Raw genomic sequence first — 24,816 nt, 5'->3', positions numbered from 1 at the left:
TGGGTCACAGCCTCTGAATAAGCGATGCGGCAACCAGACCGAGGTTGCCGGGAAGCGTTTGTCGATAAACCCCTGACTGACTGATCAGCGACAGCTTGCGATGCAGCGGCGCACGGCGCGCGCTGCCGAACAACTCGAGGATCTGCTGGTTCTCGTGGGTCAGGTGCTCCCTGAAATGGGAGACGGCCTCCAGGTTCACGTCGTTCCAGTGTCGGAACGTTCCTTTCAGCATGCGTTGGAGACGAACAAATCGGTCTCTGACGCTGGAGTTTGAGCCTATCAGGTTATTGCCGTGTTGGCGGTAGTTGATTGCCGGATGCTCGTCGTAGTTCACGCACCCGCCGCAACCGGTCACCAGGATATATGCCCACCAGTCGTGGGAGATTATTGGTGTGTGGCGCGGAGTGCGACAGAGCAGCTCTGCAGTCACGCTGTTGAACAGCATGGTGTTGCCGCCCGCGATGCTTTGCACCAGGGCGTTGGCGAAGCTGGGTGCCCGGCGGAACAGCGGCGAGTAGCCGATGCACTGCCCGCTGGAGTCGATCAGGCGGGTGCGCGAGCAATAAAGAAGAGGGCTGTCTGGCGGCTGGGACGATGCCCACTGCAGGCCGCGCTCGAGCTTGTCCGGCTCCCAGAGGTCGTCCTGGTCGCAGAAGGCGAAGTACTCGGCCTGGTCTTTGGTGCGTTTGAGCGCAGAAAGGAAGTTCGCGGCGAATCCCTGGCGCGGCCCCGCATGGATATGGAAACGATCTGCACCGACTCTTCGCTGGAACTGGAACAGAATTTCCAGCGTGGCGTCGTTCGAACCATCGTCCGAGGCGTGTATCACCCAGTCCTTCACTGTCTGGGAGAGAAGCGACTCCAACTGCTCGCTGAGATAGGCAGCACCATTGTAGGTCGACAGGAGAATGGCGATCTTGGCCACGCGGTTGGGGTTCGCAAAAGGCATGGCAAGCGCAGAAAGCTGTCTTTCCAAAGCGGGATCCCCTACTTTTTATTAGTTATTTTTTGCTTTTATCGAGCAGGATAAGTGTCTGCAATGCACCCCGGCAACCCTGCTTCGCAGTGACTGGTCAGTCAGTTTTTCTGGCGCCTCTTTCTCTCGATAGCGAGCAGGTCCCGGGTGCCGCAATGTGTTCAGAGCTGATCGATTAACTCGATGAATTTTGCCTGCACCACTTCTTCGGCAAAGAGCTCCTGGCAGCGTCGCTTTCCGTTTTTCCCAAGCGCGGCAACTTGTTCAGGATTTTTCTGCAGGGCAAGAATCGCCTGGGCAAGCTCTTCCGAGCTACCTGCCTGGATGGTAAGGGCGGCCTCGCCCTCGGGCGCCACCCAATTTACCCCGGTTTGCAGCCAGCAGTTGATGATCGGCCTTGCGCACGCCATGGCGTCCAGTTGGGCAATGCCAAAAGCTTCTGAATAGTAGACCGATGGGAACAGGAACATCCTCGCGCCCTTTATCAGGTGGTATTTGTCGGTATCGCTGACAAAGGCGTTGATGAAGTGCACGCGGGCGGGGAAATCCTGGGCGAGCTTCCAGAAGCGCTGTTCTTCCGGTCCGATACCGAAGATCACCAGATTTACCGTCTCGCCACGAGACATCAGCTGGCGGAAGGCTGCGTCCAGTGTTTCGGTACCCTTGTAGCTCACCAGACGGCCGAAGAAGACGCAGTAGCCTTCCTCGCGGAAATGCACGGGTAACGTCTGTTCAGGATTGCGCGACAGGCAGTCGTCGATGTGTTTGAGGCTCACGGTGTAGGGAATGGCTCGGATATCGCGAACGATATCGCCGAGCACTTCGGAGTGCTCGCGCAGGGCGGGGCTGCCGGTGATCACCAGGTCAGCCTTGCGTACCGCGAGTCGATCGAACAGGTAGGTGACACGCTTGAGGTAGCGTTGACGGTAGACATCGCAGTGATAGCTTACGATGGTCTTGCCGCGGATCAGCCAGTGAGTCAGGAGCAGCGCCAGGCTTGCCGAGGGGAACTGAAGATTGATGTGGACGATGTCAGCCTTGAGCCCTCGAAGAAGAAAATGCCAGAAGAAGGCGAAGCTCAAGGGTACCGAGAGCAGGTTCCCCAGCGAGGCGGCGCGCAGTACGCGGATGCCATCGATCATCTCCAGACGCGAGCGCAACATGCGGACGTTGGCACAGCACAGAACAGTTACCTGGTAGCCGCGCTCGTTATACCAATGGGCGTATTGCTTGACCGCCGTTTCGATCCCGCCGGTTGAGGGAGCGTAGTACTTGTTGACTAGCAGTATGCGTTTATTCGCCATTGTTCATCTCGCGGGGATATTGCTCAGCGTAGCGGCGGATTGCGGAAATTGAAGGCGCGGAAAGTTACAGGGTCTACGTCAAACAGGACAGCCTCGTTAGTCGTGCAAAGCACGAATGCGTCGATAGACTTCCAGTGTCTCCGACGCGCAGGCTTCCCAGGAGTACCTGAATGCCCGCTGCAGGCCTAGGTCGGCGCGCAGCGCCGTTTGCTCCGGTTCTTCGAGGATCCGGCGCATGGCCGCGGCAATTGCATCTGTCTGGGTGGGATCGATCAATATCGCGGCATCGCCGGCCACCTCTGGCAGCGAGGTGGTATTGGAAGTAATGACCGGGCATCGCGCCGCGAACGCCTCTATCACGGGCAGGCCAAATCCTTCATACAAAGACGGAAATACCAGGGTGCTGGCACTCTGCAGCAGTGCGCGGACGGTCCGCCCTGGAAGGTATTCGAACCGCCTTCCTTCTCCGCGACGTTCAAGGTCCTGCAGTTCCGTTAGCAGCTCATCGGCCTTCCATCCCGTTCTCCCCACGACGATCAGCGGGTGGCGTCGGCGGATGTCTGCGGGCAGGGACTTGTGTGCAGCCAGTACGCGCGAGAGATTTTTGCGCGGCTGCAGGGTTCCGACGAAAAGGAAGAACCCCGGTTGCAAGCGCAATTCAGCAAGCGTTTGGGTGACTTCCGCGGGCGAAATTTTCTCAAAATATTCGGGCGCCACGCCCAGCGGTGTGACGGAGATTCGCTCCGAAGCGATGCCAAGATGATTGATCAGGTCCTGTTTGCTGTACTCGGAAATAGTGATCAGGTGTTCGGCGCTGCGAACTGTCCGCGTGAACAGCCAGTTTTTCAACGAGCGAAGACCCGAGGCTGCCCATTCCGGATGCAGGAGGGGAATCAGGTCCATGACATTGGCCACTACGGGGACCCCTCGTAGCTGAGGGATGTGATGGTCCGTTGCGTGGAACAATTCGATCCGCTCGCGGGTTTTCGCCGAGAGCCCAACCGGGGCGCCACAGAGTGTGCTGCGCAGGGCGTGGATGGAAAATCGGTCGCCCAGCTTTGCGGGCAGGCCACATTCGAGCTCGGGTAACTGCCGGCCAAATGCGTAGGGATATAGGGAAAGATCGGAGTTTTTCTGCTGAGCGTTCTGGCTCAGTGCATACCAGAGCGCGCGAGTGTAGACGCCGATTCCATCAAGATGACCAGCGATGCTGCCCTTGGCCCAGACAGTGACTCCCAGACCAACGCGCATGCGAGGACTCCTTGAATGAAGAGTGAAGAAAGGACGTGCCTGGCCAGGCACGTCCTTCAAGGCGGTCTTAGAACGAGAAGCCCGCTTCGTTGCGGCGTAGGTCGGCGTCGACCATCATCTTGCACAGTTCTTCCAGCGTGGTCTTGGGCTCCCAGCCCAGGGTATTGCGCGCATGAGCCGGGTCGCCGATGAGCAACTCCACTTCCGCCGGACGATAGAACTTCGGATTGATGCGCACCAGCGTCTTACCGTTGGTGGCGTCGATACCGATCTCATTTTCGGCGCTACCTTCGAAGCGAATTTCGATGCCGGCAGCCTTGAAGGCCATGGACACGAAGTCGCGAACAGTTTCGGTGCGGTTGGTGGCCAGAACAAAGGTGTCCGGCTCATCGGCCTGCAGCATGCGCCACATGCCTTCCACGTACTCCTTGGCAAAGCCCCAGTCGCGCTTGGCGTCGAGGTTGCCCAGTTCCAGCACGTCCAGTTTGCCCAGTTTGATCTTGGCGACGGAGTCGGTGATCTTGCGGGTCACGAACTCACGACCACGCAGCGGAGACTCATGGTTGAAAAGTATGCCACTGCTACCGAAGATGCCATAGCTTTCCCGGTAGTTGATGGTGATCCAGTGAGCGTAGAGCTTGGCTACGCCGTAGGGGCTGCGCGGATAGAAGGGGGTGTCTTCCTTCTGTGGAATAGCCTGCACCTTGCCGAACATCTCGGAAGTCGATGCCTGATAGAAGCGAATCTTCGGATTGACGATGCGGATGGCTTCGAGAAGGTTCAGAGCGCCGATGCCGGTGATTTCGGCGGTGGTTGCTGGCTGCTCGAACGACACGCCGACGAAGCTCTGCGCGGCGAGGTTGTAAACCTCGGTGGCCTGGGTGGTCTGCAGCAGGCGGATGCTGGCGGAAAGATCGGTCAGATCATATTCGACCAGATGCAGGCTCGGGTGCTGGCTGATGCCCAGTTCCTCGATACGCCAGAAGTTGACGGAGCTGGTCCGGCGATAGGTCCCATAGACGGTGTAGCCCTTTTCCAGCAGCAGCTGCGCCAGGTAAGCGCCATCTTGTCCAGTGATACCGGTGATCAGTGCGGTTTTCATAAAGCCTCCTGCTTAGCTCCTTTGTAGTGCGAATTCAGATGGTGTTGTGTTTGCTTTTTTTAAGGAATGGTTCTTCGACGAAGCGATAGGTGAATGCCGAAACCGTTACCCCGATGACCATCATGGCCATGCAGGTAAGGATGAATGCTGTGGGCGACTGGGGCTGTTCGAACAGCCGGGCCATGATGCGGACCACGAAGTAGTTGATGCCCAGGTGCCAGAGATAGAAGGAGTAGCTGACCTTCCCTACCAGTTGGAACGAGGGCAAGGCGAGACGGTCAGGGAATCGCTTGCTCACGACGAAGTAGAGGAATACCGGGAAGATCGTGAAGACCATCACTGGAACGCGAACGCTCTTCTGGGCCAATTCTGGCCCGCCGAGCAGATAGTAACCGGTTGCCGCAATGCCGATAAGCAGGGCGAGCACGCTACCCGACCGAGTGAACAAGGGTGCTAACCAGCTGCCGCTGAAATCTTCCAGGGAGCGACTCAGGGCGCCTAGCCAAAAGGCCAGGACAAAGACGGCATCGGTACCGCCGCTGGTGATCTGGAAGGGATCCATGAACATCAGCACGACGGCGATGGCGAAGACGGTGACGTAACGAAAGCGTGCCAGAGCCGCCACCAGCGGTAGGCAGAGGTAGAACAGCCACTCCCAACGCAACGTCCAGATGGTGTTGATACGAAGATACATGTCCTTGGTGAACACGTCGTTCACATCGCCGGTACTGGCCACCACCTTGCCGAAACCGAAACCGAAGTTGCGGAACAGGCTGACCAGTTGCTGGGCGGTGGGAATCGGCAGGCCTCCCATGATCCAGTCCAGGAAGCTGAACGTCGCTATCACCACCAGCATGATGGGGACCAGACGGCGGATACGCTTGATGAAGAAGCTATTGCCGTTGTACTTGCCAGCCTTGATCTGACTCCAGAACAGGTGGCCGGTGAGCATGAAGAACAGCAGTACGCCGAGCTCTCCCATGGATGCTGCCATGACCTGCTTGGGCGCCAAACCGAAATACATGGTCGAGTGCGCCCCGAATACCAGGAAGGCAGCCATGCCGCGTAGCACTTCCAGAGAACTGGAAAAGCCTGCTTGCTGCGACTCATGGATACCCAGGCGCTTGCCTAAAAACGTCAGGATCAGGCAAGCAAGCAGAAAATTGACAATCGTCAGCAATAAATAGGACAGCTCGACCCACATCCTCAGGCTTCCTGCTTAAGGGAGTTATACATTGACTCCAGTATCTGCTTCAGATCTGGCAGTTGCGGATTGACCTGCAGCAGCTCATGCAGGCGGTGGTTGTCACCGACCAGGCGCCACACCTCGTTCTTGCGTACGAACATGTTCGAGACTTCGATCGAAGGACGATAGCCGGCGATCTCGGTCAGGCAGTCGAGAACGTCGTAACCCGTCCAGCCCCGACCGGAGCACAGGTTCACCGTAAATGGCGACTCGTGTCTCTTCGACATCAATTCCGCGAGCATCCATGCGCAGCGATGAACATCGACATAGTCGCGGACTGAGTTGATGTTGCCCAGCTTCAGTTCCGGTGCGCGGTCAACGAAGTGGCGAACAATCTTTGGGATCAGGAAGGATTCTGCCTGACCCGAGCCTATGATGTTGAAGGGCCGCACGATGTGGATCTTGATGTCGTCGGCGTATTGCTTGGCCAACATCTCCATGACCATCTTGCTGTACGAGTAATGGTTGGAGGGGTTGTATGCCAGGTTTTCGGAAAGATACTCGACGCTCTGGTTTCCATACACGCCAGCGGTGCTGGCCAGCAACATGGTGGGGCGCTTGATCTGGGCGGCCAATACCGCTTCGAAGAGATTCTCGGAGCCCAGCACGTTGACGCCGTAGATCTGCTGGATGTCGCCGTGGGTGACCAGCGCAATGGCGGCAAGGTGAACAATCCAGTCAGGGGCGAACTCTTCAATCGTGCGGGTCAGTCCCTCTTTGTCCGACAGCGAAATCGGCACTAGGTCGTTGGTCTTGATGCCCATGGACGTGCCAAGCACCGTGGCGCCACGCTCCTTGAGTTCATGGATCAGGTACTGGCCGATGAAACCGCTGCCACCGGTGACGAGAACGCGGGAGCCTTTCATGCTTTTTCCTCCGAGTTGCTTTGGGCTATCAGTTGGAAATAGCCGGTGAGATTCGAGGCACATTCCTTCCAGGTGATGGTGTGCCACTCTTCCTGGATGCGGATTTCACGCTTTTTCAGTTCGTCGGGGTTGCTGGAATAGAAGGCGATGCGGTCAGCCCAGCGGACCACATCCCACGGATGGATGAATTCGACTAGGTCGCGCCCTGTCTCACGCAGAGGCGGAACGTCGGAGGTCAGGCAGAACTTGCCGTAACCCAGGCTTTCGGGAAGCGTCAGACTCCATCCTTCATAGAGACTGGACAGCAGGGTGAATTGGCAGTGCCGATAGAGCACGTCCAGTTGCTGATCGGTCGTACGCAGGATCAGCAGGCGGCCTTTGACGCGCTCGTCCCGCATGATCACCTCGAACAGGTCCTGGGCCTTCCAGCCCGGGCCGCCGACGAAGACCATCTGAGGCAGATTCTCCACCCCATTTTCCAGCAGCTTCAGGTACGCCTTGTAGAGCGTTTCGTGATTCTTGCGGATTTCCAGCGTGCCGACGCTCAGGATGAACGGGCCGGTTACGCCCATTTCCTCAAGCAATTGCTGATCGCGAGAGTGATCGGTGTGCGGCGCGATGTCGGAGCCGAACTTGATCGGCAGGCCGCCGATAACCTCCCAGCCATGATCTTTCTGCCACTTCTGGCCATCGATCATCGCGGTCTCGCCACCATAAATGATCTTGTCGCTCGCCAATCCGGCCAGGTAGAAGAACTTCTGGTACCAGTCATAGGCTTCCTTGGCGTGCAGGTGGGGGGTATTCAGCGGTGTCAGATCGTAGATGATCTGTGCGAAGTGGAATGGCGACTGGCGTTTGGCCTTTATGATCTCGGCCAGCGGTTTCGGGTCCCAGTTGATGCCGGCGGAGAACACCATATCTTCGCGGCCGAACGGCAACTTCTGCGCGGGTCCTTCCAGCAATGGCTGAAGGTCGATGCGGATATCGCCCTGGCCGGGGCTGGCTTCCTGGTTGCGCTTGTACTCTTCATCTGTCAGAGCGTGGGCGGGGATATTGCCGCTGCGCTTGGCGTAGTTGATGGCCATGTCGCGCAAGACCTTGGGCAGAACGCTGACGACATAGGCAGCGGCGATCTTTAGGCGACCGCGCCCTGTCAGTGCCGGAGAGGCCACGTGGGCCAGCGCAGGGATGTGAGGTTGCAGAATGGGAGCTTGGCTGACGGAGCCCTGCTGAACACCGTAGTTGGGTATCCGGTGCGCTTCCCCGGTCGCTTCTTTCTCGCCCCAGAATTTCTGGAAGTGCGCATAGGACGTGTTGACGTCCGAATCCTCGAATAACCAGATCAGGCGATCACGGGGAATTTCGAAATAGCGCCCTTCGTGGAACGCGAAGAAACGTACCCCCGGCACCAGCTTCTCTAGGTGGTGTGCGAGGATCAACTCGGAGCGGATAATGCCAGTGACACCACCGCGCCAGACGGCATAGGACAGCGTCAGGTCCACCCACAGATGGCCGGTACGGCGACGGGTCTGGGCGATGGTGGCGAAGCTGCGAATGGCTTCAAGTACGTCGGCGCCGCATTTTTCCCAGGAGGTGCCCTGCCAGTTGTCGCGGATGTTCTGCTCTTTCTCGCGCAGGGCTTCAGGGTGGTTGCTGTAGTACTCGATGCGATCGGCCCAGCCCATCACATCTAGCGGGTGGATGTAGTCGGGGAACGTGCCGCCGATTTCGCGCAGCGGTTCGACATCCGACGCCAGGCACAACTTGCCGTAACTGAGGCCTTCGGGCATCGGCAGGCTCCAGCCTTCATAGAAGCTGGGCAACATGGTGAAGAGGCAATTGCGATACAGCGCATCCAGTTCGGCATCGCTGGGCGACAGGACCAGGAGCTTGCCGGCCACGCGAGGGTCGCGCTTGATGGTGTCGATCAGGTCGCCCGTACGCCACCCCGGCTTGCCGGCGAAGACCATGGTGGGCAGGTTCTTGGCGCCGCGCTCGATGAGCGACACATAAGCCTTGTAGAGCGTGTCGTGGTTCTTGCGCACCTCCACTGTGCCGACGGTGAGTATGAACGGGCCTTCGATGCCAATGCTCTTCAGCAGTTGCTGGTCGTCGCCATCGCCGGTCTTCTTGGTGAGATCGGTACCGCCGTAAGGAATGGCGATACTAGCCGGCGTCGGCCAGCCGAATTTCTTCTGGTAGTACTCGCCATCGCGCTGCGGGCTGCGGCCGCCATAAAGGATGAAGTCGCAGTTCTCCGAAATCCATTTGAAGTAGGTGCGGAAGCTTTCTTCTTCTTGGGGGCGATAGAGGTGGTGGGTGGATTCGCCCAGGAGGATGGTGTCGTAGCACATGTAAGCCAGTGCCACGCCCGGCTCGCGCTCCTTCACCTGGGTATAGAAACGCTCCTTGCCGCTGTCGAGCCAGCCTAGACAGACGACCAGGTCGCCGCTCTTGTACGGATAGCTGAGGGGGGCAACTGCCGACAGTGGAGCCGCAACTGGCGCAACGCTCTGAACCGGAGCACTGGGCAACGCTTTGCGTAGCAGACTGTAGCTGCGAATGGCCGCACCCAATGCCTTGCGCGGCAGCCAGCTCAGCGCGAGTCCGGTGGGTTGATAGCGATACGGCAGGGCACTGGCCGCTAGCAGCATCGCACGCTCAAGGCGCAGCGAGCGGCTAGGAGTCTCGGCCTTCAGGTTGGCCAGGTAGTTGTCTACTTTGCTGTTCTGTTCGGCCGCTTCTAGTTTGGCCAACTGCTGGCCTTTCTGGTTGCGCGTCTCAAGATATTTTTCGGCGACGTTGTGCTCGCCGTGGAGCCAAAGCAGTTCGCTTTTGGCGATCTCGACGAAACGTCCATTACTGAACATGCTGAAGCGCAGTTCCGGGAACTGCCGATTCAGTGCTGCGGCCACTTCAAGTTCCGCGCGCACGATTCCGACGACGCCACCAGGCCATTGCATGGAAGTAGTGATGTCCAGCCAAATGCTATTCGTGTTCAAAGTACGGTCCCGATTGTTTCTAGTGCTTTCCATGGATAGTGAATGAGCCGCTTTACTCGGTTGGCCTCAATTGGCTCAGCTCAGTCTCCAGCGATTCGATCTGCTCCAGTGCCTGGAGTCGCGCGCGGTCCAGATTCTCTGCGTAGTCCTGCACCTTTTTCAGCGCTTCCTCAAGGTCAGCGGAGTAACTTTGCAGGCGTGATACCGCGTTGTCATAGTCGGCGATCTGCTTTCGTGCTGCGTCGCCGTGATCGTTCAGAAGCTTGATGGCTCGGTCCTGATTGGCGATGTGGTCGCTAAGGCGCTGCAAAGTATCCTGCAGATTGAGGTTCTCGTTGAGCACCTCCGCACGGCGATCCAGCAAGCGCAATGCCACTCCGCGAATGTTGGCGGCCGCGCCGGACACAGACGTCCTGTCTTGATCCTGGATCTCGTCGATCATGGCGAAGATGGTCTGGATATCGCTGTAGGTGAAGCCGTTGGTCTTGAAGACGTTTGCGACCTCTTCCTCGATTTCGCGGAAGAGCGCGGCTTCCTCGGAGGTCAGCCGGATCAAAGGGGAGCGGCTATCCGAAAGATCGATATCGTTGATGCCTAGTGCGCGAAACTCCACCAGTTTGGCGTCACGATAGGCTGCGTCCTGGGAGAGGCGATCGATACTCAGGTCAAGATCGGCCTGTTGCCTGAGCTCAAGCTGTGCGTACAGCCAGAGTGCGAAGAACGCTCGGTAATTCTCCCGCCATTTTAGTGGGCTCCGCTCGGCCTGCGCGCGGGCAGTTCCCAGGTTTTCGCTAGCGGGCGGATTAATTCTGCAAGAGGTCTTGATTGCCTGAAGCGCCGGCGGCAGGTGTGCCGCGCCGTAGATCAACTGGGTGGCTGCATCGAAGTAGTCGTTGATCTTGAACGACCACCATTGGCTGCGAGGTTCGCGCCAGAGATGCACATGTATACCGCCGAAGAGCGACTTGAATGCCTGCGGCTGGCCGAAGCTTCGACAGAACTGGAACATGGTCCGTGCGCGTGAGGCCTCAATCAGCGCTTGGTAGTAAGCCCGCTGGTCCGCGGAGAGTTCCTCGAGGAACAGATCGTCGAAGCAGAAGCTCTGTTTGAATAGTCCCCTCAGCGAGTCGCGAACCTCATGGAACTCCCAGAAGTAGGGCTTGCCGATGTCCGGGTGATGAATGTTACCGCCGTTGTTGGTTGTCACGGCGAGCAATGCCTCGGGCTTGTTGTCCAGCTCCAGGAGCCATTCGTTCTCCGGCTCCTGATAACACCAATAATTCCCAGTCCGCCGAAATACGTTGAACAGGTAGGTGCTGCCGGAGCGGAACAGCGAGTGGATGAAGATCGGGCTGTTATTCATGGCAAAGCTGCACGCTGGCAATGGCTTGAAGATCGGTCAGGCCCGCAAGAGCCGTGGAGCTTTCACTGCTGGTGACTCTGAACATCGCCACATCCACCCTTCTGTGAAGGAAATCGGTATCGGATTCGCTGGGGTCGCGAACGCCGCAGTTGATGTAGTAGATACCCGGCAGTAACGCAGCCTTGAATGCGAACTCCACCTGCACGGAACTACCCGCTCTGACGTCGCGAAGTTCCTGCTTGAGGAATGCTGAATCCGTTCCAAATATGGCGATTCCTTCTCTGGTTTTTACCAGGCAAGTGAATATGGGATTTCCAACGGCGTGATGGAAGTTCACGGTGAAGAGGATTTTCATCATCTCGTTGCACCGAAGGACATTGGCCCGGATACCCTCACTGTTTGCCAGCGCGACATCAGTGATCAAGGCCCGGCCATCGCCGTACGACAGCTCGCAGTCGCTTACCAGCGCGGCATCCACTACCGGTTGCGCCTGCGGGGGGGCAGCCTTTGCCGGTGTCCGGCTGAATAGGGCCTTTTCGTAGCGATCACAAACGGGTTTCGCCTCGCCGACCTCTACCAGCGCTCCCGCTTCGATGTGGACGGCGCGTTGGCAGATCTTCTTGATGCTCTCGATATCGTGGCTGACGAACAGCAGGGCCGTTCCCTGCTCGCAAAGCTCCTCAAGACGGCGGAAGCATTTGCGCTGGAAGGCGGCATCACCTACGGCGAGTGCCTCGTCGATGATCAGGATGTCCGAACGGAAGCAGGTGGCCACTGCAAAAGAGACACGCGATTGCATGCCGCTGGAATAGATCCTAACCGGCTGGTCGAAATACTCCCCGATATCCGCGAAATCCTGGATTTCATCAACGGCGGATTCAATCTGTTGCTGGGTGAAGCCCATCAGGCCCGCTGCGTGGAAGACATTCTGGCGGCCGGTGAGTTCAGGATTGAATCCCATGCCCAGTTCCAGAATCGCCGCCACACGACCATTCACGGTCACTGTGCCTTCGCTGGGTTGCAGCGTGCCGGTGATCATTTTCAGCAGTGTGCTCTTGCCGGCGCCGTTCTTACCGAGAATCCCTATCTTTTCGCCAGCGGACACTTCGAAATCGATGCCGCGAACAACCCAGTGCTCTTGTGCGGGCGTGGTGGGAATGCCAAACCAGCGGGCGAACCGCTGCCATTCGCTGCGGTACTGCCGATAGGATTTTCCGAGGTTGACGACAGTCAGGAGGCTCATAGCGAGTCCACGATTTCAGGCGCGGCGCGGCGGAAAATGAACAGGCCGAAAGCCAGCAGTCCGAGTGCGAACGCCAACAGGATCAGGGCGGTAGCGTCTAGTTGTGGCGGGGCATTGTAGAGAATGACCTGATGATAGGCGCCAATGATGTGGTAGAGCGGGTTGTATTCCACAAGGCCCTTCAAGCTTTCCGGAATGATGTTCACGGGATAGACGATCGGGGTGAACCAGAAAAGAATCTGCAGGAAGATTGGTACGACCTGTCCTATGTCCCGCACGAAGACGTTGAGGATGCCTAGCGTCAGGCCTGCGCCAACGGAGAGAGCAATCACTAGCAGGGTCAGCGGGACCAGCCAGAGCATTTCCAGGCCTGGCGGATGACCCAGCACAAAGAGTACGGCCACCATGGCGATTGCCAGCAACGCGTTATTGACCAGGCAGGCGCCGACGGCAATGGCAGGGAGCGTGATTCGGGGGAACAGCATCTTCTTAATCAGGTTTCCCTGATCGGTGAAAATGGTCAGGCAGCGACTAACTATTTCGGAGAACAGATTCCAGCCGAGCATCCCTGCCAGAAGGTAGATTGCGTAGGCATAGTGATTGCTGACGCCTGGCAGCTTTGCTGCCAGCACATTGGACAGCACCAGCGCATAAATTAGGACCTGGGTCAGCGGGTGGACCAGCATCCAGAGTGCGCCCAGTCGGCTTCTCGAGAAGCGGACCAGGAATTCGTTCTTGATTGAAGAAAGAATGAAGTGCCGGTAAAGCCAGATGTTCTTGAGTAGTCCGATCATTCTACGGGCCCAGCAAGGATCCGCATCGCCGTCCTGGAGTTCCCGTTACCGCAAGGGATGTCATGGTCAGGCTTGGATGCAAGGATGATCCTGTTCGATGAATGCAGAGCAGGCCAAGCGGCCTGCTCGGGGCGTTGCAATGGCCTGATCGCTGTGCGTTCGGTGCGCAGCGATCAGTGACTCGGATCAGCAGGGAGCGCGGCCGTAGTTGTCCTGGAAGCGCACGATGTCATCCTCGCCGAGGTAGTCTCCACTTTGCACTTCGATCAATACCAGATCGATCACGCCGGGATTCTCCAGGCGGTGTTTGTGGCCAGCAGGAATGAAGGTCGATTCATTGCTGTTGAGCATCATGGTGGTCTCGCCATTGACTACTTGCGCCATGCCGGTCACTACGATCCAGTGCTCGCTGCGGTGATGGTGCATCTGCAGCGACAGCGACGCCCCGGGCTTCACGACGATGCGCTTGATCTTGAAACGGTGGCCTTCCTCGAGGGTGGTATAGGTACCCCAGGGGCGGTGAACCGTACGATGTAACAGGTGTGCGGTGTGACCGTTCTTCTTCAATTGTGCGACGATCTGCTTGACGTCCTGGGTGTGCTCTTTGTGGGCGATCAGCAGGGCGTCGGGCGTATCGACCACGATCAGGTTCTGGACGCCAACCAGGGCCGCCAGGCGCTCCGGGCTATGTACGTAGTTATTGTTGGCGCCGTGGACTAGGACTTCCCCTTCGCAGCGATTGCCGTTCCCGTCTTCGACCGTCAGCTCGCTCAACGCGTTCCAGGAGCCGATGTCGCTCCAGCCCAGATTACAGGGAACGGTGGCGACCTTGTTGGAGCGCTCCATCAGTGCATAGTCGATGGAAATGTCGGGGACGCGCTTGAACAGCTCGCCTTCCAGGGAAAGGCAGCGATGCGACGGGGCCTCGGTCAGGCGGGACTGTGCCAGGGTGGCTGCCACGGCATCATGAACTTCTGGTGCATGAGTCTTCATTTCTTCCAGCAGGGTTCCCACGCGGAAGCAGAACATGCCGGAATTCCAGAAATAGTTGCCTGCGGCGAGGTATTCCTCGGCTTTCTCCAGGCTTGGCTTCTCGACGAAACGTTTGACTTTCAGGCCGCCATCGAGCACATCGCTGTCGCTTTCGATGTAGCCGAAGCCGGTTTCCGGGTACTGCGGCTGAATGCCGAAAGTCACCAGCCAGCCTGCGGCTGCCAGTCGGGTCGCGTTCGCAACCGCTTCGGCAAATGCATCGGTGTGCTTGATCAGGTGATCTGCCGGTAACACCAGCATCAGAGCTTCGGGGCCGTGAGCCTGATTCAGTTGCAGTGCGGCCGACAGGACAGCGGCAGCGGTGTTGCGGCCGAACGGTTCGAGCACATAGCTCAGGCACTCAGCCTGATGCTTGAGCGAACGGTACTCGTCCTCGGTCTTGAAGAACAATTCGCGGTTGGTGACGGTCATCACTTCCGACACGCCATCCAGGGCGACAGCACGGAGCAGCGTTTTCTGCAGGAGATTCTGCCCATCCGGAAGGGGCATGAAGGGTTTGGGGTGCGCCTCGCGCGAAACCGGCCACAACCGGCTGCCTGCGCCGCCGCAAATGATCACTGGGATCAGCATCTATGAAAATTCCTTTGCAAAAGTCGTCCTGCGCTGCGTCACCTGGCTGTGAGCCCCAATCCAGTGGATGGCGAAACTCGAACCTCCAGGCGAGCGAGTAAGATTACCGCAATGGCACCCGATGCTCATAGACCATCCGACCACTGAGCCGGTAATGCGCAGTTACTCCAAGTTTTGGAGTGCCCGGAAATGGTTCGGTTCAAAATGCAAAAAGCCCACCGACCGGTGGGCTTTCTTGAAGTTTGGTGCCGGCACCAGGAGTCGAACCCGGGACCTACTGATTACAAGTCAGTTGCTCTACCAGCTGAGCTATACCGGCAAGGAGGGCGGCCATTATATCTACGCCGTCCTTGGTGTAAACCACTGATTTGTCAGAATGATCCGACCGTTTCTGTCAGTGTCCTCCGGCTGCGGCAGCGCCGGGCTTGGCGCCGAAGGGCGGCTTGGCCAGGCAGATGATCACCAGCATGGCGAGGAACAGCCAGCCGAGCAGGGTGAAATAGTCGATGGTGCTGATCATGTAGGCCTGGCTTTCCACCATGCGCTCCAGCAGCGCAGCGCTGTGCTGGCCGGGGCCGCCGAGCTGTTCGACGGTGGCGCGTGTGGCCGGGTCGTACTGGCTGATGTTCTCGGTCAGGTAGGCGTGATGCATGGTGGCGCGGCGGTTCCAGATCCAGGTGGTGAGGGACGCGGCGAAGCTGCCTGCCAGCGTCCGCAGGAAGGTCGCCAGGCCGGAACCGTCGGCGATCTGGTCCGGCGGCAGGTCCGAGAGCAGGATGCTCAGGATCGGCATGAAGAAGAACGCCACGCCCAGGCCCATGAACAACTGCACCAGGGCGATGTGCATATAGTCGACTTCGGTGGTGAAGTCGGCGCGCATGAAGCAGGTCGCCGCCATTGCCAGGAAGGCCAGGCCGGCCAGCAGGCGAAGATCGAAATTGTTCGCGTAGCGTCCGACGAGCGGTGAGAGGAAGACCGGCAGGATGCCGATCGGCGCCGCCGCCAGTCCCGCCCAGGTCGCGGTGTAGCCCATCTGGGTCTGCAGCCATTGCGGCAGCAGCAGGTTCATGCCGAAGAAGCCGGCGTAGCCGCCGACCAGCGCCAGGGTTCCGACGGTGAAGTTGCGGTGCACGAACAGTCGCAGGTTGACGATCGGGTGCTTGTCGGTCAGTTCCCAGATCACGAAGACCGCCAGGGCGATCACCGCGATGACCGTGCCACCGATGATGAAGCCGGATTCGAACCAGTCCAGGTCGTTGCCCTTGTCGAGCACGATCTGCAGGGCGCCGACGCCGATCACCAGCATCGCCAGGCCCATGTAGTCCATGGGCGCGTGCTTGATCACCACCGGGCGGGCGCGCAACTGCTGGTAGACGACCATGGCGGCGAACAGGCCGATGGGCACGTTGATGAAGAAGATCCACGGCCAGCTGTAGCTGTCGGTGATCCAGCCGCCGAGGATCGGCCCGGCGATCGGTGCCACCACCGTGACCATTGCCAGCAGTGCCAGTGCCATCCCCCTTTTCGCCGGGGGATAGATGGAGATCAGCAGGGTCTGGGTGATCGGGTAGAGCGGCCCGGCGACAAAGCCCTGGATGGCGCGGAAGCCGACCAGCATGCCCATCTGCTGCGCTACGCCGCAGAGGAACGAGGCAATCACGAAGAGCAGGGTGGCGGCGATAAACAGGCGTACCTCGCCGACCTTGCGGCTGAGCCAGCCGGTGAGCGGCAGGGCGATGGCGTTGCTCACCGCGAAGGAGGTGATGACCCAGGTGCCCTGCTCGGAACTGACCCCGAGGTTGCCGGAGATGGTCGGCAGGGCGACGTTGGCGATGGTGGTGTCGAGCACCTGCATGAAGGTCGCCAGCGACAGGCCGATGGTCGCCATGACCAGGCTGGGCGGGCTGAAACTGCTGCTGTTGGGCTGGCTCATGGCGGCGGTCGGATCAGCGCTGCGCGGTGCTGTGGTTGGCGTCGGCCAGGTTGGCCTGGATCAGCTTCTCGATCAGTTGGTCCGCAGAGGCCAATTGTTCCTGGTAGATATCGGTGGAGAACACCGCCTCGTGCGGTGCCTGCTGCGCCAGAGCGGGGCCGCTCTGGTCGTGCAGGCTGACGTTGACGTCCATGGACAGGCCGATGCGCAGCGGATTCTTCGCCAGCTCCTCGGCGTTGACGCGGATGCGTACCGGTACGCGCTGGACGATCTTGATCCAGTTGCCGGTGGCGTTCTGCGCTGGCAGCAGGGAGAAGGCGCTGCCGGTGCCGACGCCGAGGCTGTCGACGGTGCCGGAGTACTTCACTTCGCTGCCGTAAAGGTCGGAGCGGATCTCCACCGGCTGGCCGATGCGCATGTGCTTGAGCTGGGTTTCCTTGAAGTTGGCGTCGATCCACACCTGGTCCAGCGGGATCACCGCCATCAGCGCAGCACCCGGCTGCACGCGCTGGCCGACCTGCACGGTGCGCTTGGCGACATAGCCGGTGACCGGCGCGATGATCACCGCGCGCGCGTCGTCCAGGTAGGCCTGGCGCAGCTTGGCAGCAGCGGCTTTGACGTCAGGGTGGGAGGCAATCACGGTGTCGTCGACCAGCGCGCGATTGGTGTCCAGTTGCTGTTCGGAGGTGGTCAGCGAGCTGCGTGCCGTGTCCAGCGCGTCGCGGGCGTGGGCCAGCTCCTCCTGGGAGATGGCGCCGTCGCTCGCCAGATGTTGGCGACGTTTGAAGTCCGCCTCGGCCTTGGTCAGCGCGACTTTCTTCGCGGCCACATCGGCCTTGTAACCGTCGACGTTGCTGAACAGCCCGCGCACCTGGCGCACGGTGCGGGCCAGGTTGGCTTCGGCCTGCTGCAGGGCGATATCGGCGTCGCTCGGGTCGAATTTCACCAGTACCTGGCCCTTGTGCACCAGGTCGCCGTCATCGGCGCCGATGCTGACCACGGTGCCGGTGATCTGCGGTGTGATCTGCACGATATTGCCGTTCACGTAGGCGTCATCGGTGTCCTCGTGCCAGCGGCCGTAGAGGATTTCCCAGGCGATGCTGGCGAGGCCGGCGAGGATGACGACGGCGAGCAGGATCAGCAGCCAGCGCTTGCGCTTGGGATTGCTGTTCGGGGTTTCTTGGGTGGCGGTGCTCATGTCGGGTGCCTCGTTCAGTGCGCGGCGGCCGCGTTCGCCTGGGCGAGCGGGGCGGGAGTGGAAGTAGTGTCGGGCTGGTAGCCACCGCCCAGGGCCTGGACCAGCTGCACCGAGAGATCGATGCGCTGGGCGTCCAGGCTGGCCAGTTGGCGCTCGGCGAGGAGCAACTGCTGCTGCACGCTGAGGGCGTCGAGGTAGTTGCCGACGCCTTCGCCGTAACGGCGCATGGCCAGGTCGAAGTTGGATTTGGCGATGTCGCGGGCATCGCGCTGGTCGTCGAGCTGCTGCTCCAGCGAGCGCAGCTTGCCGAGATCGTCGGCGACCTCGCCGAGGGCGTTGACCAGGGTCTTGTTGTACTGGGCGACGGCGAGGTCGTAGTCGGCGTCCTTCCCGGCCAGGCTGGCGCGCAGGCGTCCGCCATCGAAGATCGGCAGGGAGATCGCCGGGGCGATCTGGAAGAAACGGCTCGGCGCCTTCAGCACGTCGCTGGTGTGCAGGGCGGCCAGGCCAACCATCGCACCCAGATTCACGTTGGGGTAGAACTCGGTCTTCGCCGAGTCGATGCTTTTCGACGCGGCTTCGACCCGCCAGCGCGCGGCGACGATATCCGGGCGGCGCCCCAGCAGCTCAGCCGGCAGGTTCGACGGCAGGCTCAGTGCGCCGGGCTTGAGCGCCTGGGGGCGCTGCAGATCCAGGCCACGGTCCGGACCCTGGCCAAGCAGGACGGCGAGGGCAATGCGGTCGCTGGCGATGTCCTGCTCCGCGGCGGCCAGTTGCTGCTTGGCACTGGCGACCTGGGTTTGCGTCTGCTGCAGTTGGACCTTGCTGTCGAGGCCGGCGTCCATGCGTTTCTGGCTGAGCTGGAACAGATGCTGGGAGCGGTCCAGTTCGTCGCGGGCCAGGTCACGCGCAACGAAGGCGTGGGCCAGTTCGCTGTAGGCGCGGGCGACATTGGTCGAGAGGGTGATCGACGCGGCCTGGCGATCCACCTCGGCGGCGTTGGCCTGGCCGAGGGCCGCTTCCCAGGCGTCGCGCTGGCCGCCCCAGAGATCGAGGTCGTAGCTGAAGCTCATCGACAGGTACTTGACCGCCGAGTAGCGACCGCCCGTCGGTGCTGGCAGGACGCTCTCCGGCGCGCGGATACCGGCGTAGCTGGCGCTGCCCTTGACGCTGGGCATGCGTGCGGCGTCCTGCGCTTGCGCGGCGGCGATGGCCTGGTGGGCGCGGGCGCTGGCGATATCCAGGTCCGGGGTGCCGCGCAGTGCTTCGCCGATCAGGCTGTCCAGTTGCGGATCACCGAGGCTGGTCCACCAGTGCTCGCTGGGCCATGCGGCCGGCGATAGCGGAGTGCCGTCGAGGCTGACACCCGCCTTCAGGCTGGCGGGGTCGACGGCCTTGCCGCTGGTATCCAGGCCCGAGTAACTGACGCAGCCGGAAAGTCCCAGCATCGCAGCGAACACGGCGGCGGGCAGCAGGGCGATACGAAGGTGGTTCATGTTCATTTCTCCTGCGCCGCGCAATGGGCCGCGGCGCCGTGGGCGCGCAGGATCTTGTCGAGCAAGCCGGTGAGGGTCTGCAGTTCATCGCGGGAGAGGCCGCCAACCAGCTCGTTCATCGCGGCGGCGGCGATGCGCGGCGCTTCGTCGTTCACTGCCTCGCCCGCGTGGCTGAGGCTCAGGCGCACACTGCGGCGGTCGTTCTGGCAGGGTTCGCGAATGAGCAGGTCCTTGCGCGCCAGGCGATCAAGCATGCGGGTCATCGAGCCGCTATCGATGGACAGCTCGCGGCACAGCTCGGCCGAGGTGTTGGCGCGCCCCTGGCCAACGAAGAACAGGACCTTGAACTGGGCGGCGGTGATATCCAGGTGTGCCAGGTGCTTGTCCATCAGACGATCCTTGAGGATCGCCGTAGCGCCCAGCAGCTGGCCGATGGAGCCTTTGAACGGAAAGTCCGCGACGTTGTAGTGATTCATGTCAAAACAGAAAGCTGCTTAGGCAGTGAAATGTTTCGAAATGATACTGCCTAGGCAGCGATTGACAAGGCTCAATTGTCGCGATTACGCAACAATCCGTTCGACGAAGCGCTATTGGTTCAGGATTGGCAACACGAATAGCCGATTTCCTACACCGTCGACGGCTCTTTATGCACAAGCAGGAAGGCTATAGGGCGTAAATCGCATATGAGATGTGATAGCAATCACGCAATGCGATAACTATTTGTTTCTAAAGGATTAAAATCAGCTGTACAGAAAATGATCAGATTGTGGCGAGGCGGTCTAGGTGCCCGGCAAGAGGATGTTTTTCCCGGCTTACCAACAGAGTTATCCACAGGTGCTGTGAGTGAATCTCTGGAACGCCCGTCTCAGATGCGTTCGGCGAGCAACAGCAGGTTGCGTGGGGTCATCCGGGCGGCGCAGAAGGCCCCCAGGATGGCGCGATAGCCTTGCTCTTCGAGGAATAGTGCGCGGTCGAGCAGCAACCATAATTCCATGGGCCGGCGGAACAGTCCGCGCACCAGTTCCAGGTTGCGGACCTGAGCCAGTCGCTGCCAGCCCCTCGCCTCCAGGTCGTTCCAGTCTGCGTCGGTAGGCAGTTCGAGTCCCTTGAGCGCGGCGAGGTCGCGGCAATAGTCGGCGAACGGTTTGTCCAGCCAGGCCGGTGGTAATGAAGGGGTAGGCAGGTAATCGCCGCTGCGGCGGATATCTCGTTGCAGCAGGTCGAAGGCCAGTCGACGTGCCATCGAAGCGTCGCGCTGGCGGCGCACGCGGGCGCCGGCGGTCACGGTTTCGGCCAGCGGCAGGCGCAGGTCGTCCCGCGAGAGATGGAGGACGGAGCCTTGCGCGGCATGTGAAAGCGGCTGGTAGTGCTCGCTATCGATGCGGTTGTAGCAGCACGGCGCCACTGCAAGTTGCCGGCAGCCATGGCGGCTGGCGAGCTGCAACAGGCGTACGTGCAAGTCGCCGCAAGCGTGCAGGGCGACCGCGGTATGCCCGGCTTGCAGGTGCTCGTGGGCGCTCGGGGCGAGCACGTCCTGCTGGCGGTGGCGGGCCTGCAACTGAAGCCGGTCGCTCAGGCGCTGGCCGTCTTCCACCAGTGCGCTGTCGAACTCCAGGCTCAGCAGCGGCTTGCCGTCGCGGGCCAGCAGGCGGCCCAGATGGCCTTTGCCGGCGCACCAGTCGAGCCATTGCTGCGGCGCTTCGGTGAAACCCAGGCAACTGGCGAAGGCTTCGATCTGCTGCCATTTGCGGCCGGGAACATCGACGGTCAGCTGGTTTGGCAGCTTGCCCAGCGGCGTTGCCGGGAATGCCCCGATGGCGGAAAGCCTGGCCGCCGAGGCGGCCAGGGCGGGAAAGGGCGCAGGGGCGTCGAGATGCTCTGGCTCGTTGTGCACGGCGTCAGCGTCTTCGAGGCTGCGGCTGCGCAGCCAGACGGCCAATTCCGGGTGGTCGCGTTCCCAGGGTATCTCCTGCATCGTGAAGGGTTTCGGTCGCCACAGTGCCTGGTGTTCCAGCAGGAAGCTGTCCAGCGCGAGGAAGCGCTGGAGCAGGTCGGGGCCGGTGAGGAGAGTGTCGTTCGGAAGCACGATACGAAGCGGGGGCAAACCACGGGGCGCGCATTATAGCGGCCCCATGGGCGAGTGGTGCGCCGGTCAGCGGCCCTGCATGGAGTCGACCTTCAGCCAGCGTTCCAGCAGGCGGAAGATGCGGGTCAGCAGCAGGGTGATGACCAGGTAGAACACCCCGGCGAGGCAGAAGAACAGCATGGCCTCGTAGGTGCGCGCGATGATGGTGCGGGTCATGCCCATGATGTCGAACAGGGTCACGGTGTAGACCACCGCGCTGGCCTTGAGCATGAGGATCACCTCGTTGCTGTAGGCCGGCATGGCGATACGTGCGGCACGCGGCAGGATGATGTGGAACAGCGCCTGGCGGCGGGACATGCCCAGCGCGCGGGCCGCCTCTACTTCACCCACCGGGATGGCGTGGATGGCACCGCGCAGGATTTCGGCGATGTAGGCCGCGGTGTGCAGGGTCATGGTCAGCAGCGCGCACCAGTACGGGTCGCGCAGGTATGGCCAGAGCGGCCCCTTGCGCACGCTTTCGAACTGGGCGAAGCCGTAGTAAACGATGAACAGCTGCAGCAGCAGCGGTGTGCCGCGAAAGAAGAAGATGTAGGCGTAGGGCACGGCGCGCACGTACCAGTGCCGCGAGGCGCGGGCGATGCCCAGCGGTACGGCGAGGCACAGGCCGGCGACCACGGCGATGGCCAGCAGCTCCAGGGTCAGGGTGGCGCCCTGGAGCATCTTCGGCAGCCATTTGAGGATCAGCTCGAGATCGGTCATAGCTCGTTCCTCACGAAGCCACGGCCGGCGCGACGCTCGAGGAAGTGCAGGGCGGCCATGATGAAGACGGTCAGGCCCAGGTAGATGAAGGCCGCGGTCATGTAGAAGGTGAAGGGTTCCTTGGTCGCATTGGAGGCGACCTGGGCCTTGCGCATGATCTCATCGAGGGTGATCAGCGAGACCAGGGCGGTATCTTTCAGCAGGATCAGATAGAGGTTGCCCAGGCCCGGTAGCGCCACGCGCCACACTTGCGGCAGGACGATGCGCCAGAATATCCGTGGTGCGGAGAGGCCCAGCGCCTGGCCAGCCTCGCGATGGCCCTTGGGGATCGCCAGCAGCGCGCCACGGAAGACTTCGGTGGCGTAGGCGCCGAAGCACAGGCCCAGGGCGCAGGTGCCGGCGGCGAAGGGCGAGAGAGCGAATTCGGGGTAGCCGAACAGGTCACCGATGGCGTTGAGGCCGGCCACGGTGCCGAAATAGATCATCAGTACCCAGAGCGTCTCGGGTACGCCGCGCACCACGGTGGTGTAGAAGCCGCCGAGCATGCGCAGGAAGCTGTTGTTCGAGGTCTTGGCGACGGCGCCGAGCAGGCCGAGGATCAGTCCCACGCAGACTGCGGCGAGCGAGAGCTTGAGCGTCATCCAGGTGCCGGCGATCAACTGATCGCCAAAGCCGTGCAGGTCGAAAATCATGGGGAGTCACGCCTGAAGGCGCGCGCCGCCCGGCAATGGGCGGCGCGGCACGTGCATCAGTAGATGCTGAAGGGGAAGTACTTGTCGTTGATCTTCTTGTAGGTACCGTCGTCGACGATTTCCTTCAGAGCGGCGTTCAGCTTGTCACGCAGCGGGTCGCCCTTGCGCACGGCGATGCCGATCTTGTCGTTGTCGAACACCGGCTCGCCCTTGAACTCGAAGTCCTTGCCGGCATCGCTCTTCAGCCAGTCGTACTGCACGAACTTGTCGGCCAGCACGCCGTCGAGGCGGCCCGAGGACAGGTCGAGGTAGGCGTTTTCCTGGGTGTCGTACAGTTTGATGGTGACGGTGTCGGCCATGTTGTCCTCAAGCCAGGTACCGGCGATGGTCGCGCGTTGCGCACCGATCACCTTGCCCTTGAGGTAGCCCTTGTCGGTCTTGAAGTCGGTCGACTTCGGCGCCACGAACTGCAGCTTGTTGGTGTAGTAGGGGTTGGTGAAGTCGACGGCCTGCTTGCGCTCGTCGGTAATCGACATGGACGCGACGATGAAGTCGAACTTCTTGGCGTTCAGTGCCGGAATGATGCCGTCCCAGTCGGAGGTGACGACGTCGCATTCGGTCTTCATCTTGGCGCACAGCGCCTTGCCGATCTCGATGTCGAAACCGACGACCTGGCCGCTGGCGTCGATGCCGTTGAAGGGCGGGTAGGCGCCTTCGGTACCGATGCGCAGTTTGTCCGCGGCGATGGCCTGGCTCCCCAGTGCAAAGGTGGCCGCGATAGCCAGAACGATCTTCTTATAGTTGTTCATGCAGTGATGCTCCGTTAGCGGTGGCTGGACATGAATTGTTTACAGCGTGCCGATTGCGGGTTGTCAAATACCTGCTGCGGCGGTCCCTGCTCTTCTACCAGGCCCTGGTGGAGGAACACCACCTCGCTGGACACCTGGCGGGCAAAGTTCATTTCATGGGTCACCAGCAGCATGGTGCGACCCTCCTCGGCGAGCGCGCGGATAACGCTAAGCACTTCCTGGACCATTTCCGGGTCCAGTGCCGACGTCGGCTCGTCGAACAGGATGACCTTGGGCTGCATCGCCAGGGTGCGGGCGATGGCGGCGCGTTGCTGCTGGCCACCGGAAAGCTGTGCGGGGAAGCTGTGGCGCTTGTCGGAGATGCCGACCTTGGCCAGCAGGGCCTCGGCGATCTCGGTGGCTTCGGCCTTGGTCTTGCCCAGCACACGGCGCGGCGCCTCGATGATGTTGTCGAGGATGCTCATGTGCGGCCAGAGGTTGAAGTTCTGGAAGACGAAGCCCAGTTCGCTGCGCAGTCGGTTGATCTGCTTGCTGTCGGAGGCGATCAGCGAGCCGTCCTTGGACTTCTTCAGCTTGAGTTCTTCGCCGGCGACCAGGATCTGGCCCTGGTGCGGGTTTTCCAGCAGGTTGATGCAGCGCAGGAACGTGGATTTACCGGAACCGGAAGAGCCGAGAATGGAAATCACATCGCCGTCGCGGGCGGTCAGGGAAATGCCTTTGAGCACTTCCAGGTCACCGTAACGCTTGTGCAGGTTACGGATTTCCAATGCGGGTATGGCCGTGGCCATAGGGGGCTCCTCTATTGTTATTCGGACGCTTTCGCAGCAGGCTTTCACAGCAGTTCGCTGCAGAATCGGGGCCATCCTGGCGAGGGGCAACCTAACACGCACTCCGGGGTGCGCCAAGCGCCCATCTGCCGCGGTCGTCGGCTGTAGTGGCAAGTTGTCGCATTGCCGCTCGGCGTTGTCGCCTGGGCTGAACTAGCTGCGCCGGATCAGGGCGTCGGCTGATGGCGCGGGGGCGCGATAGTGCCAGTTTGGACCGACCAGTAAAAGCCCGGCGGCGCTGGGGCC

The 24,816-nt window shown here is 60.7% G+C and carries 20 protein-coding genes and 1 tRNA gene; all 21 read right to left on the bottom strand.

Features of this window, described 5'->3' with window-relative positions; translation table 11 throughout:
* Positions 1 to 4: 4 nt before the first annotated feature.
* Complete coding sequence (locus L6D89_RS06700) at positions 5 to 976, bottom strand: glycosyltransferase family 2 protein (RefSeq protein ID WP_236199171.1); 972 nt, start codon at positions 974 to 976, stop codon at positions 5 to 7.
* Positions 977 to 1,137: 161 nt separating this feature from the next.
* Complete coding sequence (locus tag L6D89_RS06695; protein ID WP_236199170.1) at positions 1,138 to 2,280, bottom strand: glycosyltransferase; 1,143 nt, start codon at positions 2,278 to 2,280, stop codon at positions 1,138 to 1,140.
* Between the two features lie 96 nt (positions 2,281 to 2,376).
* Positions 2,377 to 3,531: a glycosyltransferase family 4 protein gene (locus L6D89_RS06690; RefSeq protein WP_236199169.1), complete on the bottom strand. Its 1,155-nt coding sequence runs from the start codon at positions 3,529 to 3,531 to the stop codon at positions 2,377 to 2,379.
* Positions 3,532 to 3,598: 67 nt separating this feature from the next.
* Entirely contained in the window at positions 3,599 to 4,633 is a 1,035-nt protein-coding gene (gene gmd / locus L6D89_RS06685; protein WP_236199168.1) for a GDP-mannose 4,6-dehydratase, read from the bottom strand.
* A 34-nt stretch (positions 4,634 to 4,667) separates the two neighbouring features.
* The gene (locus tag L6D89_RS06680; protein WP_236199167.1) at positions 4,668 to 5,837 is read right to left on the bottom strand and encodes an acyltransferase family protein; all 1,170 of its coding nucleotides are present in this window, start codon (positions 5,835 to 5,837) and stop codon (positions 4,668 to 4,670) included.
* 2 nt (positions 5,838 to 5,839) lie between these two features.
* The gene (locus L6D89_RS06675; protein ID WP_236199166.1) at positions 5,840 to 6,745 is read right to left on the bottom strand and encodes an NAD-dependent epimerase/dehydratase family protein; all 906 of its coding nucleotides are present in this window, start codon (positions 6,743 to 6,745) and stop codon (positions 5,840 to 5,842) included.
* The gene (locus tag L6D89_RS06670; protein ID WP_236199165.1) at positions 6,742 to 9,708 is read right to left on the bottom strand and encodes a glycosyltransferase; all 2,967 of its coding nucleotides are present in this window, start codon (positions 9,706 to 9,708) and stop codon (positions 6,742 to 6,744) included. The genes L6D89_RS06675 and L6D89_RS06670 overlap by 4 nt, the downstream gene beginning before the upstream one ends.
* Positions 9,709 to 9,799: 91 nt before the next feature.
* Positions 9,800 to 11,110: a hypothetical protein gene (locus tag L6D89_RS06665; RefSeq protein ID WP_236199164.1), complete on the bottom strand. Its 1,311-nt coding sequence runs from the start codon at positions 11,108 to 11,110 to the stop codon at positions 9,800 to 9,802.
* Positions 11,103 to 12,353 carry an ABC transporter ATP-binding protein gene (locus L6D89_RS06660; protein ID WP_236199163.1) on the bottom strand — a complete coding sequence of 417 codons (1,251 nt, stop codon included), beginning with the start codon at positions 12,351 to 12,353 and terminating at the stop codon, positions 11,103 to 11,105. Before L6D89_RS06660 ends, L6D89_RS06665 begins: the two co-directional genes overlap by 8 nt.
* Entirely contained in the window at positions 12,350 to 13,147 is a 798-nt protein-coding gene (locus tag L6D89_RS06655; protein WP_236199162.1) for an ABC transporter permease, read from the bottom strand. Before L6D89_RS06655 ends, L6D89_RS06660 begins: the two co-directional genes overlap by 4 nt.
* Positions 13,148 to 13,333: 186 nt before the next feature.
* A complete protein-coding gene (locus L6D89_RS06650) occupies positions 13,334 to 14,770 on the bottom strand; it encodes a mannose-1-phosphate guanylyltransferase/mannose-6-phosphate isomerase (protein ID WP_236199161.1) in 1,437 nt (478 codons plus the stop codon).
* Positions 14,771 to 15,013: 243 nt separating this feature from the next.
* Positions 15,014 to 15,089, bottom strand: a tRNA-Thr gene (locus L6D89_RS06645).
* A gap of 75 nt (positions 15,090 to 15,164) precedes the next feature.
* Complete coding sequence (locus tag L6D89_RS06640; protein ID WP_236199160.1) at positions 15,165 to 16,703, bottom strand: DHA2 family efflux MFS transporter permease subunit; 1,539 nt, start codon at positions 16,701 to 16,703, stop codon at positions 15,165 to 15,167.
* 13 nt (positions 16,704 to 16,716) lie between these two features.
* Positions 16,717 to 17,901 (bottom strand): HlyD/EmrA/EmrK family protein, encoded by a 1,185-nt coding sequence (locus L6D89_RS06635; RefSeq protein WP_236199159.1) that lies wholly within the window; start codon positions 17,899 to 17,901, stop codon positions 16,717 to 16,719.
* A gap of 14 nt (positions 17,902 to 17,915) precedes the next feature.
* The gene (locus L6D89_RS06630) at positions 17,916 to 19,403 is read right to left on the bottom strand and encodes an efflux transporter outer membrane subunit (RefSeq protein ID WP_236199158.1); all 1,488 of its coding nucleotides are present in this window, start codon (positions 19,401 to 19,403) and stop codon (positions 17,916 to 17,918) included.
* Entirely contained in the window at positions 19,400 to 19,873 is a 474-nt protein-coding gene (locus tag L6D89_RS06625) for a MarR family winged helix-turn-helix transcriptional regulator (protein ID WP_236199157.1), read from the bottom strand. Before L6D89_RS06625 ends, L6D89_RS06630 begins: the two co-directional genes overlap by 4 nt.
* A gap of 389 nt (positions 19,874 to 20,262) precedes the next feature.
* Positions 20,263 to 21,483, bottom strand: a complete 1,221-nt coding sequence (locus L6D89_RS06620; protein WP_236199156.1) for a methyltransferase — start codon at positions 21,481 to 21,483, stop codon at positions 20,263 to 20,265.
* Between the two features lie 66 nt (positions 21,484 to 21,549).
* The gene (locus tag L6D89_RS06615; RefSeq protein WP_024762234.1) at positions 21,550 to 22,242 is read right to left on the bottom strand and encodes an ABC transporter permease; all 693 of its coding nucleotides are present in this window, start codon (positions 22,240 to 22,242) and stop codon (positions 21,550 to 21,552) included.
* On the bottom strand, positions 22,239 to 22,934 hold the full coding sequence (locus L6D89_RS06610) for an ABC transporter permease (protein ID WP_169935796.1): 696 nt from the start codon (positions 22,932 to 22,934) through the stop codon (positions 22,239 to 22,241). Before L6D89_RS06610 ends, L6D89_RS06615 begins: the two co-directional genes overlap by 4 nt.
* Positions 22,935 to 22,990: 56 nt before the next feature.
* A complete protein-coding gene (locus L6D89_RS06605) occupies positions 22,991 to 23,743 on the bottom strand; it encodes an ABC transporter substrate-binding protein (RefSeq protein ID WP_236171132.1) in 753 nt (250 codons plus the stop codon).
* A gap of 14 nt (positions 23,744 to 23,757) precedes the next feature.
* Positions 23,758 to 24,531, bottom strand: a complete 774-nt coding sequence (locus tag L6D89_RS06600; protein WP_236171133.1) for an ABC transporter ATP-binding protein — start codon at positions 24,529 to 24,531, stop codon at positions 23,758 to 23,760.
* Positions 24,532 to 24,816 lie beyond the last annotated feature (285 nt).

Source organism: Pseudomonas pseudonitroreducens, from assembly GCF_021603645.1.
Taxonomy (GTDB): domain Bacteria; phylum Pseudomonadota; class Gammaproteobacteria; order Pseudomonadales; family Pseudomonadaceae; genus Pseudomonas; species Pseudomonas pseudonitroreducens.
Note: the sequence above shows the minus strand (reverse complement) of the source record. Positions and strands in the feature narration are given on the sequence as shown.

Bases quoted from the DNA above. Each gene is read 5' to 3' on its own strand.
- L6D89_RS06695 (WP_236199170.1), bottom strand. From the start codon at position 2,280: ATGGCGAATAAACGCATACTGCTAGTCAACAAGTACTACGCTCCCTCA.
- L6D89_RS06690 (WP_236199169.1), bottom strand. From the start codon at position 3,531: ATGCGCGTTGGTCTGGGAGTCACTGTCTGGGCCAAGGGCAGCATCGCT.
- gmd (WP_236199168.1), bottom strand. From the start codon at position 4,633: ATGAAAACCGCACTGATCACCGGTATCACTGGACAAGATGGCGCTTAC.
- L6D89_RS06680 (WP_236199167.1), bottom strand. From the start codon at position 5,837: ATGTGGGTCGAGCTGTCCTATTTATTGCTGACGATTGTCAATTTTCTG.
- L6D89_RS06675 (WP_236199166.1), bottom strand. From the start codon at position 6,745: ATGAAAGGCTCCCGCGTTCTCGTCACCGGTGGCAGCGGTTTCATCGGC.
- L6D89_RS06670 (WP_236199165.1), bottom strand. From the start codon at position 9,708: ATGCAATGGCCTGGTGGCGTCGTCGGAATCGTGCGCGCGGAACTTGAA.
- L6D89_RS06665 (WP_236199164.1), bottom strand. From the start codon at position 11,110: ATGAATAACAGCCCGATCTTCATCCACTCGCTGTTCCGCTCCGGCAGC.
- L6D89_RS06660 (WP_236199163.1), bottom strand. From the start codon at position 12,353: ATGAGCCTCCTGACTGTCGTCAACCTCGGAAAATCCTATCGGCAGTAC.
- L6D89_RS06655 (WP_236199162.1), bottom strand. From the start codon at position 13,147: ATGATCGGACTACTCAAGAACATCTGGCTTTACCGGCACTTCATTCTT.
- L6D89_RS06650 (WP_236199161.1), bottom strand. From the start codon at position 14,770: ATGCTGATCCCAGTGATCATTTGCGGCGGCGCAGGCAGCCGGTTGTGG.
- L6D89_RS06640 (WP_236199160.1), bottom strand. From the start codon at position 16,703: ATGAGCCAGCCCAACAGCAGCAGTTTCAGCCCGCCCAGCCTGGTCATG.
- L6D89_RS06635 (WP_236199159.1), bottom strand. From the start codon at position 17,901: ATGAGCACCGCCACCCAAGAAACCCCGAACAGCAATCCCAAGCGCAAG.
- L6D89_RS06630 (WP_236199158.1), bottom strand. From the start codon at position 19,403: ATGAACATGAACCACCTTCGTATCGCCCTGCTGCCCGCCGCCGTGTTC.
- L6D89_RS06625 (WP_236199157.1), bottom strand. From the start codon at position 19,873: ATGAATCACTACAACGTCGCGGACTTTCCGTTCAAAGGCTCCATCGGC.
- L6D89_RS06615 (WP_024762234.1), bottom strand. From the start codon at position 22,242: ATGACCGATCTCGAGCTGATCCTCAAATGGCTGCCGAAGATGCTCCAG.
- L6D89_RS06610 (WP_169935796.1), bottom strand. From the start codon at position 22,934: ATGATTTTCGACCTGCACGGCTTTGGCGATCAGTTGATCGCCGGCACC.
- L6D89_RS06605 (WP_236171132.1), bottom strand. From the start codon at position 23,743: ATGAACAACTATAAGAAGATCGTTCTGGCTATCGCGGCCACCTTTGCA.
- L6D89_RS06600 (WP_236171133.1), bottom strand. From the start codon at position 24,531: ATGGCCACGGCCATACCCGCATTGGAAATCCGTAACCTGCACAAGCGT.